This window comes from Nocardia sp. NPDC004415, from assembly GCF_053602435.1.
Map to the genome: position 1 here is coordinate 125,492 of NZ_JBSGDP010000002.1, position 12,327 is coordinate 137,818.

Genomic DNA, 12,327 nt, shown 5'->3' on the forward strand with positions numbered 1-12,327 from the left:
GGCCGTCAAACGGTCAAAAGCCCAGCTTCCCCAGCTGTTTCGGGTCGCGCTGCCAGTCCTTGGCCACCTTCACGTGCAGGTTCAGGTAGATCCGCGTGCCGAGAATGTGCTCGATCTGCTTGCGGGCGTTGGTGCCCACCTCTTTCAGGCGCGCACCGTTCTTGCCGATGATGATCGCCTTCTGGCTGGGCCGTTCGACATACAGCAGGGCATGCACCTCGAGCATGTCCTCGTTGGCCTCATACGGCTGGATCTCCTCGATGACCACGGCCAGCGAGTGCGGCAGCTCGTCGCGCACACCTTCCAGCGCGGCCTCGCGGATCAGCTCGGCCATGAGGGTTTCCTCGGGCTCGTCGGTGATCTCGCCGTCCGGGTAGAACGCCGGTCCCTCGGGCATCTGCGAAGCGATCACGTCGACGAGCACCTCGACCTGCTCACCCTTGACCGCCGACACAGGCACCACCTCGGCCTCGGGACCGAGCAGCCGCGAGACCGCCATCAGCTGATGGGCCACCTGGTCGCGGCCCACCTTGTCGATCTTGGTGACCACGCCCAGCACGGTGGTCTTGGGCGCCATCATCTTGATCTGCTCGACGATCCAGCGGTCACCGGGGCCGATCTTCTCGTCGGCCGGGATGCACAGTGCGATCACGTCGACCTCGGAGTAGGTGTCGCGCACCAGGTCGTTGAGGCGCTGGCCGAGCAGGGTGCGCGGGCGGTGCAGGCCGGGGGTGTCGACCAGGATCAGCTGGGCGTGCTCGCGGTGCACGATGCCACGGATGGTGTGGCGGGTGGTCTGCGGGCGCGAGGAGGTGATCGCGATCTTGGTGCCGACCAGGGCGTTGGTCAGCGTCGACTTGCCGGTGTTCGGGCGGCCGACGAAACAGACGAAGCCGGAACGGAATTCCTTGTCAGCCACCGTGCACCTCGCTCAGCACCGCACCGGTGCGATCGGTCCGGATGACCGAGGCCGAGGGCGAGACCTCGCGCACGGCCGCGATACCCGCGTCGTCGGCCGCGCCGCCGACCACCACGGCCGCCTCGAAGCCTTCCGCGCCGCTCGAGATCGCGGCGGCCACGGCGGCCTGCAGGGCGGTCAGTGTCAGCGCGGACAGCGCGACCTCGCCCGCGGCGTAGGTGCGGCCGTCGGTGTCGCGCACCGCGGCACCGCTCGCGCCGCCGGTGCGGCCCAGCGCGCCCCGCGCCAGTACCAGCAGTTTGTTGTCCTCGGCGTCGAGTTCACTCATGGTTGTCTCCGTTGTCGTCGGACGCGGCCACGCGCACCGGATCGGTGTCGGCGCTCGCCTCGTCGGTGGTGCCCTTGCGGGACTTGTCGTTCTTCTTGGCCGGATCGGACGCGCGGCGCACCAGCACCGTGTTCACCCGCATCCGGCCGCGCGCGTCGGCGCCGCCCTCGCCGCGCAGCACCAGCCCGTGCACAGCCACTTTCGATCCCGGCAGCGGCACGCGGCCCAGCTCGTGGGCGAGCAGCCCGCCGACGGTGTCGACGTCCTCGTCCTCGATCTCGAGCCCGTAGAGCTCGCCGAGATCCTCCACCGACAGCCGGGCCGAGACGCGATAGCGCCCCTCCCCCAGGTCCTCCACGGGCGGGGTCTCGTCGGTGTCGTACTCGTCGGCGATCTCCCCGACGATCTCCTCGAGCACGTCCTCGATGGTGACCAGGCCCGCGATGCCGCCGTACTCGTCGACCAGCACGGCCATGTGGTTGCGGCGGCGCTGCATCTCGTCGAGCAGTTCGTCGAGCGGCTTGGAATCGGGCACGAACACCGCCGGACGCATGACCTCACGCACGGTCACCTTGCGGCTGCGGTCGGCGTAGGGAACCAGGTCCTTGAGGTAGACCACGCCGAGCACGTCGTCGACGTTCTCGCCGATCACCGGGATGCGGGAGTGCCCGGACCGCACCGCCAGCGACATCGCCTGGGCGGCGGTCTTGTCGTCCTCGATCCACACCATCTCGGTGCGCGGCACCATCACCGCGCGCGCCGCGGTGTCGCCGAGTTCGAAGACCGACTGGATCATCCGGCGTTCGTCGTCGGCCACCACACCGCGCTCGCGGGCCATGTCGACGACTTCGCGCAGCTCGATCTCGGAGGCGAACGGCCCGTTGCGGAAGCCCTTACCGGGCGTGATCGCGTTGCCGAGCAGGATCAGCAGCCTGCTCACCGGCCCGAGCACCGCGCCGATCAGCTGCACCGGCACCGCGGCGGCCAGCGCGATCGAATACGCGTGCTGGCGACCCAGTGTGCGCGGCCCGACGCCGATCACCACATACGACACCACCACCATCACCGCGGCGGTGATCAGCAGCGCCAGGCTCTCCGACCAGATGTCCAGGGTGGCCGCGACCAGCAGCACGGTGGCGGTGATCTCGCACAGGATGCGCAGCAGCACCATGAGATTGACGTAGCGCGGGCGATCGTCGACGATCTTGCGCAGCCGCGCGGCACCGGGCCGGTCCTCGCGGACCATATCGTCGAGCCGGGCCCGCGACACCGTGTTCAGCGCCGAGTCGACCCCGGCGAAGACGCCCCCGAGCCCGATCAGCAGGATCGCCAGGACGATCAGCCACAACGAGGTCACGCGGGGCCCAGCGCGTCACCCGGCGCGGTGAAGCCCGCCTTGCCGAGCAGTCGCGCGTCGCGCTCGGCCAGTTCGGCGCGGCGCTGTTCCTCGCGCAGGCTCACGTACCACTCCTCGAGCAGCTGGGCCTGCAGCGCGAACATCTCCTTCTCCTCCTCCGGCTCGGCGTGGTCGTAGCCGAGGAGGTGGAGGACGCCGTGCACGGTGAGCAGCGCCAGCTCGTGGTCGAGCGAATGGCCGGCCTTCTGGGCCTGGCCCATGGCGAACTCGGGGCACAGCACGATGTCACCGAGCATGGACGGGCCGGGTTCGGGGCTGTCGGGACGACCACCCGGCTCCAGCTCGTCCATCGGGAACGACATCACGTCGGTGGGACCGGGCAGGTCCATCCAGCGCACGTGCAGGTCGGCCATGGTGTCGAGATCGACCAGCACCATCGACAGTTCCGCGGCGGGATGCACGTCCATCCGGCCGATCACGAACCGGGCGACGCTGACCAGGTCTTCTTCGGGGATTTCCATGCCCGACTCGTTGGCGATCTCGATGCTCACCTGTTCAGGGTACGGTCTGGACCGGATGCCGCCGGGAGCGGCATCCGGTCCAGCGTGCCGCGAGTCAGCCCCGGTTGGCGCGCCCGGCCGCGCGCCGCTGCGCCCGGTTGCCCGGGTAGTGCGGGCCCGGCACCGCGCGGGTCTCTGATTCGAACCGGTCGTAGGCGTCGACGATGTCGGAGACCAGCCGGTGACGCACCACGTCGGCGCTGGTGAGCTCCGAGAAGTGGATGTCGTCGATGTCGGTGAGGATCTCCGCGGCCGCGCGCAGACCCGACCGCTGCCCGTGGGGCAGGTCGACCTGCGAGATGTCACCGGTGACGACCATCTTGGAGCCGAAGCCCAGCCGGGTCAGGAACATCTTCATCTGCTCGGCGGTGGTGTTCTGCGCCTCGTCGAGAATGATGAACGAGTCGTTGAGGCTGCGCCCGCGCATGTACGCCAGCGGCGCGACCTCGATGACACCGGAGGCCAGCAGCTTGGGGATGGCTTCCGGGTCCATCATGTCGTGCAGGGCGTCGTAGAGCGGCCGCAGATACGGGTCGATCTTGTCGTTGAGGGTGCCGGGCAGGAAGCCCAGCCGCTCACCGGCCTCGACCGCGGGCCTGGTCAGGATGATGCGGGTGACCTGCTTGGACTGCAGGGCCTGCACCGCCTTGGCCATGGCCAGGTAGGTCTTGCCGGTACCGGCGGGACCGATGCCGAACACGATGGTGTTGGCGTCGATCGCGTCGACGTAGCGCTTCTGGTTGAGCGTCTTGGGCCGGATGGTCTTGCCGCGCCGCGACAGGATGTCCAGGCTCAGCACCTCGGCGGGTGATTCGGACACGCCTTCGGTGAGCATGGACACGGTGTGCCGGACCGCCTCGGGGGTGATCACCCGGTTGCGGCCGGTCAGCGCCACGAGCTGCTCGATGACGCGTTCGGCCAGCGCCACGTCACCGGCTCTACCGGTGATGGTGACGGTGTTGCCGCGGACGTGGATGTCGGCCGGGAGGAGCTTCTCCAGCTGACGCAGATTCTGGTCGGCCGAGCCGAGGAAGGGGAAAACAGACTCCGGGGCGAGTTCGATGCTGGAACGCACTGTTCGCGCCGCGGGACCCGCGTTGTTTCCGCCTGCGCCGATGCCTGATACGGGGTTGGTGGGGTCGCCGATCTCGCCTGTGTTCTTCAAAAGTGGCTATAGCCTGCTTCCGGTCTCGACTGTGTGTTCGATGAACTCAGTTTAACGCGCACCACCGACACCGCCCAGCGATATAACGGCGGCATCGGCTCAACCGCGATCGACCGGTGATCGCAGGTCACAGCGGGACTACCAGCGGGAGGTGAGGGCGCCGAGTGCGCCGAGAGCGACCGCGGCGGCGGTCGAGGTGCGCAGCACGGTGGGACCGAGCAGCACGATGTCGGCGCCCGCGTCGGCCAGTGCGGTGAGTTCGGTGTCGTCGAGGCCGCCCTCGGGACCGACGATCAGCACCACGTCCCGCGCGTCGGCCAGGGGAAGTTCGGTGAACTTGCCCGCGCCCGATTCGTGCAGCGCGGCCACGACCGCGCCGTCGGCCTTCACCTTGCGCACCAGCTCGACCAGGTCGCGGGTGCGGTGCAGCTCGGCGACGTCGGGAATGTAGGCCCGGCGTGACTGCCGCGCCGCCGACCTGGCCGCGGCGCGCCACTTCTCGATGCCCTTGGCGGCCTTGGCTTCCCAGTTGGCGACACAGCGCGCGGCCTGCCACGGCACGATGAGGTCGACGCCCGCCTCGGTCATCAGCTCGACAGCCAGCTCCGAGCGATCGGATTTGGGCAGTGCCTGCACCACGGTCACCGACGGCGTCACCGGCTCGGCGATCCGGCGCGTGCGCACCGCCAGCTCGAGCCTGCCCTTCTGGGCCGCCACGACCTCGGATTCGGCGAGCACACCGCGTCCGTCGGACAGGGTGATCGGCTCGCCGACGCCGATGCGGCGCACGGTGGCCGCGTGCCTGCCCTCCGGCCCGTCGAGGACCGCGACGGACCCCGGTTCGGGTACCTCGTCGAGGTAGAAGACCGTCGCGGCCACCGGCTCAGCGTCCGCTGAAGGAGGCGCGCAGCCGGGCGAACAGGCCGCTGTTGTGCTCGGACTGCGAGGACATCACCTCGGCGCGGTCCTTCTCGCGCAGGCCCTTGAACTTGCGCAGCAGTTCGGTCTGCTTGCCGTCGAGCTTGCTCGGCACGACGATGTCGAGGTGGGCCAGCAGGTCACCGCGGGCGCCGGAGCGCAGCCGGGGCATGCCGTGCGCGCGCAGCTGGATGACCTCGCCGGGCTGGGTACCCGGGGCGATGGACAGCTCGGTGGGGCCGTCGAGGATGGTGTCGACCACCACGGTGGTGCCCAGGATGGCGTCGACCATCGGCACCCGGACGGTGCAGTGCAGGTCGTCGCCATCGCGGACGAAGGTGTCGTGCGGCTGCTCGACGACCTCGACGTAGAGGTCACCGGCGTGGCCGCCGCCGGGGCCCACCTCGCCCTGCGCGGCCAGGCGCACCCGCATGCCGTTGGCGACACCGGCCGGGATCGGCGCGGCGATCTCGCGGCGGGCACGCACGCGGCCGTCGCCACCGCACTTGTGGCACGGGTCGGGGATGGTCTCGCCGGCGCCGCGGCAGGTGGGGCAGGGGCGCGAGGTGAGCACCTGGCCCAGGAACGAGCGCTGCACCGACTGCACCTCACCGGCGCCGTCGCAGGTCTCGCAGCGCACCGGCTTGGAGTTGCCGTTGGTGCCCGCGCCCTGGCAGATGTCGCAGAGGATGGCGGTGTCGACGGTCAGGTGCTTGGTCACGCCGACGGCGCATTCGGCCAGGCTCAGCCGGGTGCGGATGAGCGAGTCGGCGCCCGGCTGCACGCGGCCGCGCGGCTTGCGCGCGCCACCGCCCTGGCCGCTCATGCCGCCGAAGAACGCCTCGAAGACGTCACCGAGGCCGCCGAACCCGGCGCCGCTGAATCCCGCACCGCCGCCGCCGTTTTCGAGCGGGTCACCGCCCAGATCGACGATCCGGCGCTTCTCCGGGTCGGTGAGCACCTCGTACGCGGTGGAGACTTCCTTGAACTTGGCCTGGGCGGCCTCGTCCGGGTTCACGTCGGGGTGCAGTTCGCGGGCCAGCTTGCGGTAGGCGCGCTTGAGCTCCTGGTCGGTGGCGTTCTTGCCGACGCCGAGCAGTCCGTAGTAATCCCGTGCCACTTGAGTTCTCTAGTCCTTGGTCGCTGTGGTCCAGCCGAGCGCGGCGCGCTCCTTTAGTCGAATCCACTCAACTTTACCGGCCGAAGTATCGACCTTAACAGTGCGGGTGACGCGCTCGCCGTCCCGCGGTCACCTTTCGGCGAGCACCTCGCCGATGTAGCGGGCCACCGTCGCCACCGAGGCCATGGTGCCCGGATAGTCCATCCTGGTCGGGCCGAGCACGCCCATGCCGCCGAGCACCGCGCCCGCCGCGCCGTAGCCGGTGGAGACCACCGAGGTGCCCCGCATCTCCTCGACCTTGGTCTCCTCGCCGATCTGCACCATCACCTGGCCGGGCTGCTGTGCGGCGGCGAGCAGTTTGAGCACGATGACCTGCTCCTCGAGCGCCTCGAGCACGGTGCGCAGCGAGCCGGGGAAGCCGAAATCGGCCACATTGCGGGTGAGGTTGGCGGTGCCGCCGAGCACCAGCCGCTCCTCCGGATGCTCCACCAGGGTCTCCACCAGCACCGTGGAGACGCGGACCAGCACGTCGCGGATCTTGGCCGGTGCGCGTTCGGGCAGCCCGGCCACCGAGGCGCTGGCCACCGAGAGCAGCTTGCCGTCCATGGCGCCGCCGAGCAGGCCGCGCACGGCGGCCAGGTCGTCGTCGGAGATGACGGCGCCGAGATCGACGATGCGCTGGTCGACGCGGCCCGTGTCGGTGATCACCACCAGCAGCAGCCGGGCCGGGTTCAGCGCGACGACCTCGATGTGGCGCACCGTCGAGGCCGAGACCGTGGGGTACTGCACGACGGCGACCTGCCTGGTCAGCTGGGCCAGCAGGCGCACGCCGCGGCGCAGCACGTCGTCGAGGTCGACGCCGGATTCCAGGAACTCCATGATGGCCCTGCGTTCGGCGCCCGAGAGCGGCTTGACCTCGGCGATCCGGTCGACGAACTCGCGGTATCCCTTGTCGGTGGGGATGCGGCCGGAGCTGGTGTGCGGCTGGGTGATGTAGCCCTCGGCCTCCAGGACCGCCATGTCGTTGCGGATGGTGGCGCTGGATACGCCCAGGTGGTGCCGTTCCACGAGCGACTTGGAGCCGATCGGTTCCTTGGTGGCGACGTAATCCGCGACGATCGCTCGCAGGACCTCGAAACGCCGATCCTCGGTGCTCGACGCCATCGACCCCACCTCCTCGCTCGTGCCGGGTACGTCATGCGTCCACATGCGTGCTGTGTTCGCCGCACAGACTCGCACGCCGACGCTCGGAGCGTCTCGTTGTCCAGTCTAATTGTCTCCGCGCGAATCGAGAGAGCACGCCGGGCACGGCGGTGCCGACCACCGGCCGCCGCCCGTTTCCGCGTTCGGAGTTCTCCACAGGGCCGAGTTGTCCACAGGCGCGGTTCGGGGTCTTGCCGACAGCGCCGGATCGGCCGTACTTTCGAGCTCGATCGGGTGTTCTACCAGCGGTTTTCATGCTCTGCGGCAGACGGGGAGGGACTGTGATGAGGCAGATCGAGGCGCGTGCGGTTCAGGAATCGGTGCGGGTACTGCCCGCGGAGTTCGCCGGAATCGACCATGCGTGTACGGAATTCCTGCGGGTGCTGGCCCAAGCGGGCGCGCTCGCCACGGAGATCGGCGAACAGACGAGCTGGGGCCTGGGCGAGACCGAGGCCCGGCTCCGCTCCGGCCCCGCCCTGGTGGCGCGATTGCGGGCCAAGGCCGCCGGTCCGGGCAACAGCGCCGGTGCCGTGCTCGCCGAGCATGCCCGGATCGTCGAAAGTATCCGGCAGGCGCATCTGGCCGCCCACGACCGGCTGGTACAGGCGGACAGTGAGTGGGGCGGCCAACTGCGCGCCGTGGCAACTCCTGCCGGGTCCATCCGATGAAAAGTCATGAGCCACCCGGCATTCCCGGCGGTGGGGAGAACGCCCGGGCCTGGCGGCACGACGAGATCGCTGCGGTCTTCGCCGGACTGGACGTGACTGCCGCGCACGCGCAGGCCGACAGGTTCGCGCTGCTGGCACTGTGTTTCGCCGACGGACTCCTGGCCTTTGAACGCGCCATCGGCGTGGCCGCGGAATCCGCCTGGTCCGGTGCGGGTGCCACCGCCGCCGCGCAGAGGGTCGCCACATATGTGCGACAGGCCCGCGAACTCGTGACGGCACTGGACGAACTCCCCGCGGTGGTGCGCGCCGCGGCGGAGGCGGTCGTGTCGACCAAGTACGCGATTCCGGCGGTCGTCTCCGATGCCGGGGAACCGGCGTGGGCGACGGGACGCCCCGAACCGAACCGCGCCGCGTCGGCGGCCCAGGACGAGGCGCGCACAGCCATGCACGACCGCTACGTGGTGCCCTTCGGCGAGCTGTCGGGCCGGATTCCCGTGCTACCCACACCGACTCGGGTCGACCCCGGCGAGCCCACCGCCTCGCGTTCGGACGACCGCTGTCTCGCGACCGGACGATCGAGTGGCGCCGAGTTCTACCGAAGTACGTCCGCGGGCACCGAGCCGAAGGCGGATTCGGAACCCGACAACATTGCCGCGACGGACTACTCCGCCGGGGGCGTTGCCGATGGCGCACGATCCGGAACAACCGATGCCGTTTCCGGGCCGGACACATCGGCGAAGTCGTCTCCGGAGCCGAGGACACCGGAGGAATCCTCTGCCACGGCAACCGCTGGCGCGACCACCGGCGACCCGACCACCGCGTCCACGAAAGCCGAAGGCCCGACCCCCTCCACGGCCGCTGGCGGCTCGACCACCGACACCACAACCACCGAAGGCCCGCTCACCGCCTCCACGGTCACCGATGGCGCGACCACCGACACCACAGCCACCACAGCCACCGCCGACCCGACCGCCGCTTCCACGGCCACCGACGGCCCGACCACCGACACCACAACCACCGACGGCCCGACCACCGGCTCCACGGCCAACACCGCCACGCCCACCGACGGCCCGACCAACGCCAGCGCGGCCACCAGCGGAGCGGCCAACGCCAGCGCAGCCACCAGCGGAGCGGCCAACGCCAGCGCAGCCACCAGCGGAGCGGCCAACGCGGGCGCGGCCACCAGCGGAGCGCCGCCGGACAGGAACGCGGTGGCCGCGCCCGCGTCGGCCGCCGCCACCGGCGGAGCGGCCGGGAATCCAGCCGTCGTGTCCACCGGGTACAGCGGATCGGGCGGTCTGACTTCCGGTCCGTTCGCAGGCGGGCAGACGGCGGGTTCCGGCGGCTGGGCGACGGGTGCGGGGTCGGTGGGCGGTTGGTCCGCGGCCGCGGCGGCGCCGGCGCCCGGTGACGCGGGTGCCTCGATTGCGCGGGGCGCGGCTGTCGAGGGGCGTCCGGCGTACCTGGGCTACGGCGTCCGTCAGGGTGGGGACGGCGGCGAGGCGACGGCCACGGCATCGGGGGCGGGTGGGCGGCCGGGGGCGAGTTCCCGGGTGGAGCTGCCGGGTCAGCCTGCGCCGAGTCAGCCCGCGCCGGTTCGGCCCGGGGGCGGGCAGAGTGTGGCGGGCGCCGTGGGCGCGGTGATCGGCGGGGAAACTCCGCCGGGGTCCGCGGGACCGCGGCCGGGCGATCGGCATGTCCACTGCCCGCTCGGTGCGGGCGCGGCGGTGGCGCCGGGTGACGACGGTGAGCGCCGGGTGCCGGAGTATCTGGTCACCCGGGGGAATACCGAGGCGCTGCTGGGGACGCCGCGGCCCGCGATCGCCGGTGGGGTGATCGGAGGCGACGCGGCGCCGGACGAGCAGCAGCGGGCCGCGACTCGGGACCGGTTGTCGTGCCGGTAAGTCGACGGGTCGAGCGGCGGCCACCCGGTGCGGGCGGCCGCGGTGGGGGTCAGCTGCGGGCGGCCGACGAGGCAGCGCCCACCTGCTTGCCCGCGAGGGCATCCAGGCCGAGCATCGCCAAGAGTGACACGCAGTCTTCGGCGTCGTTCGAGTGCGAGGCGACCGTCCGCGCGGCGACCGCGCATTGACGAGCGTTCTCCGCCTTCTCGGCAGAGCGCGCTTCCGCGAATTCGCTCTGCTCGTGGACGAGGGTGATGTGCCGTTCGGTGGACATTTAGCTCCCTAGGATCGACCCGAAGCCTACGCCCCCAATCGTTATCTTCGGCCCCGAACCCATCGATCCGCGCACTCGGCGACCCCGGTGCGCGATCCCACCGGTGAGGTGTGCATCACCTGCGCTCATAGCGCTGACCGGGCGATCATCGATGTCGCCCGCGTCACTGAAAGACCCCGGAATTCCGGTCACGAATCGGTGTCAAGCGTCCTGTGTCCGGGGCCCCGGCGGGGGTCGTGACGACCGATCCCGGCCACCTTCTCCAACGATTCGGCAACGGCGAAAGGAGTGCCCGATGAATGATCGTCGACCCGGCGTCCGCGGGCAGGAATCACCCGCGACCGGAATGCCGGTTCGTCGCGGATCAGACCAGCAGGTCGCGGACCACACCGTCGGCGAGCAGCCGGCCGCGATCGGTGAGGACCAGGTGGTCGTCGGCGATCTCGGCGAGGCCGTCGGCGAGGATGCGGTCGAGCGCGCGGTGGGCGGTCGGCGCGAGGTCGGCCAGCGGCAGGCCGGTGCGGAGACGGACGGTGAGCATGAGGTGTTCGGTGTAGCGCTCGTCGGCGGTGAGCGACTCCCAGCCCGCGGCGGGCAGTCCACCGAGGCCGACCCGGTCGGCGTAGCGGGCGGGATGCTTGACGTTCCACCAGCGGACCCCGCCGACATGGCTGTGGGCGCCGGGGCCCGCACCGAGCCAGTCGCCGCCGTCCCAGTAGCCGAGGTTGTGACGGCACCGGGCGGCATCGCTCGCCGCCCAGTTGGAGACCTCGTACCAGGACAGTCCCGCCTCGGCCAGGCGGGCGTCGATGCGCTCGTAGCGGGCGGCGAGGACGTCCTCGTCCGGCGCGGGCAGCTCGCCGCGACGGACCTTGCGCGCCAGGGCGGTGCCGTCCTCGACGATCAGCGAGTAGGCCGAGACGTGGTCGACACCGGCGGCGAGCACGGCATCGAGGCTCGCGTCGAGGTCGGCGTCGGACTCCCCCGGCGTGCCGTAGATGAGGTCGAGGTTGACGTGCTCGAACCCGGCCGCCCTGGCCTCCTTCGCGGCGGCGACCGCGCGGCCGGGTGTGTGGGTCCGGTCCAGGATCTTCAGCACGTGCTGCGCCGCGGACTGCATGCCCAGGGAGATCCGGGTGTAGCCGGCCTCGCGCAGACGGGCGAAGAATTCCGGCGACGTGGACTCCGGATTGGATTCGGTGGTCACCTCGGCATCGGCGGCCAGGGTGAAGTTCGCGCGGACCGCGTCGAGAACCGCGGCCAGCCCGTCGCCGCCGAGCAGCGAGGGTGTTCCGCCGCCGACGAAGATCGTCGACACCTCCGGCGTCGCGCTCGGCAGCCCGGAGAACTCGGTCGCGGCGGTCGCGAGTTCTCCGCGCAGGGCCTCGAGCCAGGACTGCGGCGAGGCCGAGGTCCCCAACTCCCCCGCCGTATAGGTGTTGAAGTCGCAGTATCCGCAGCGCGTCGCGCAGAACGGCACGTGCACGTAGACACCGAACGCGCCGCCGCCGAAGTCGCGCAGCACCGGCCGATCGGTATCGGCCGGTGTCACGCCGGATACCCCGGTGGCAGCGCTGGAAGTCACCACTCCAGTCTGCCCGGCCCCGACGGCCGTTCCCGCACGGGCCCTCGGCCGGTGCGAGCGCCGTCACCGCGCCGCACCCGGGCATCGTGGTGCTGTGCCGTACCGCACAGGAGGGGCCTCGGACGAATCAGAGGTCGCTTCCGAAGGGCGAACTATGACCCCCGTCACAGAACAGGACGGCCGTCCAGGGAATTTCCCTCGAAAGTGCGGGAAATATCTCCTTGCGGTCGGAACGACCCGGCTGACATGGCACAATAGGCACATGCACGCATCTGGAGTACGACTCGTGGCCCGTCGCCACGTCGACTTCCAGCGCGTCTGCAGCG

The 12,327-nt window shown here is 70.6% G+C and carries 12 protein-coding genes; 2 read left to right on the forward strand and 10 right to left on the reverse strand.

The genetic code is table 11. The annotated features are described in order from the left end of the window. Positions 1–13 precede the first annotated feature (13 nt). The 8 genes from era to hrcA form a co-directional block, all read right to left on the reverse strand. Entirely contained in the window at positions 14–919 is a 906-nt protein-coding gene (gene era / locus ACWEMY_RS01730) for a GTPase Era (RefSeq protein WP_452388444.1), read from the reverse strand. Further along, a complete protein-coding gene (locus tag ACWEMY_RS01735; protein WP_452388445.1) occupies positions 912–1,247 on the reverse strand; it encodes a cytidine deaminase in 336 nt (111 codons plus the stop codon). The genes era and ACWEMY_RS01735 overlap by 8 nt, the downstream gene beginning before the upstream one ends. Then, entirely contained in the window at positions 1,240–2,604 is a 1,365-nt protein-coding gene (locus ACWEMY_RS01740; RefSeq protein ID WP_452388446.1) for a hemolysin family protein, read from the reverse strand. Before ACWEMY_RS01740 ends, ACWEMY_RS01735 begins: the two co-directional genes overlap by 8 nt. Then, the gene (gene ybeY / locus ACWEMY_RS01745; protein WP_375936277.1) at positions 2,601–3,155 is read right to left on the reverse strand and encodes an rRNA maturation RNase YbeY; all 555 of its coding nucleotides are present in this window, start codon (positions 3,153–3,155) and stop codon (positions 2,601–2,603) included. The genes ACWEMY_RS01740 and ybeY overlap by 4 nt, the downstream gene beginning before the upstream one ends. 64 nt (positions 3,156–3,219) lie before the next feature. Beyond that, the gene (locus tag ACWEMY_RS01750) at positions 3,220–4,281 is read right to left on the reverse strand and encodes a PhoH family protein (RefSeq protein ID WP_375937308.1); all 1,062 of its coding nucleotides are present in this window, start codon (positions 4,279–4,281) and stop codon (positions 3,220–3,222) included. Between the two features lie 186 nt (positions 4,282–4,467). Continuing rightward, positions 4,468–5,208 (reverse strand): 16S rRNA (uracil(1498)-N(3))-methyltransferase, encoded by a 741-nt coding sequence (locus tag ACWEMY_RS01755; RefSeq protein ID WP_375936280.1) that lies wholly within the window; start codon positions 5,206–5,208, stop codon positions 4,468–4,470. A 4-nt stretch (positions 5,209–5,212) separates the two neighbouring features. Then, on the reverse strand, positions 5,213–6,367 hold the full coding sequence (gene dnaJ / locus ACWEMY_RS01760) for a molecular chaperone DnaJ (RefSeq protein WP_278262768.1): 1,155 nt from the start codon (positions 6,365–6,367) through the stop codon (positions 5,213–5,215). Positions 6,368–6,496: 129 nt separating this feature from the next. Further along, positions 6,497–7,531 (reverse strand): heat-inducible transcriptional repressor HrcA, encoded by a 1,035-nt coding sequence (hrcA, locus tag ACWEMY_RS01765; RefSeq protein ID WP_278262769.1) that lies wholly within the window; start codon positions 7,529–7,531, stop codon positions 6,497–6,499. A gap of 323 nt (positions 7,532–7,854) precedes the next feature. On the opposite strand from hrcA, the gene ACWEMY_RS01770 reads away from it, so the two are divergent. Beyond that, a complete protein-coding gene (locus ACWEMY_RS01770; RefSeq protein WP_452388447.1) occupies positions 7,855–8,238 on the forward strand; it encodes a hypothetical protein in 384 nt (127 codons plus the stop codon). Further along, positions 8,235–10,142 (forward strand): hypothetical protein, encoded by a 1,908-nt coding sequence (locus ACWEMY_RS01775; RefSeq protein ID WP_452388448.1) that lies wholly within the window; start codon positions 8,235–8,237, stop codon positions 10,140–10,142. Before ACWEMY_RS01770 ends, ACWEMY_RS01775 begins: the two co-directional genes overlap by 4 nt. Positions 10,143–10,191: 49 nt before the next feature. Here the strand turns inward: ACWEMY_RS01775 and ACWEMY_RS01780 are convergent, their stop codons facing one another. Both ACWEMY_RS01780 and hemW read right to left on the reverse strand, forming a co-directional pair. Beyond that, a complete protein-coding gene (locus ACWEMY_RS01780; protein ID WP_189033064.1) occupies positions 10,192–10,416 on the reverse strand; it encodes a hypothetical protein in 225 nt (74 codons plus the stop codon). Between the two features lie 364 nt (positions 10,417–10,780). Next, complete coding sequence (gene hemW, locus ACWEMY_RS01785; protein WP_452388502.1) at positions 10,781–11,968, reverse strand: radical SAM family heme chaperone HemW; 1,188 nt, start codon at positions 11,966–11,968, stop codon at positions 10,781–10,783. Between the last annotated feature and the right edge of the window lie 359 nt (positions 11,969–12,327).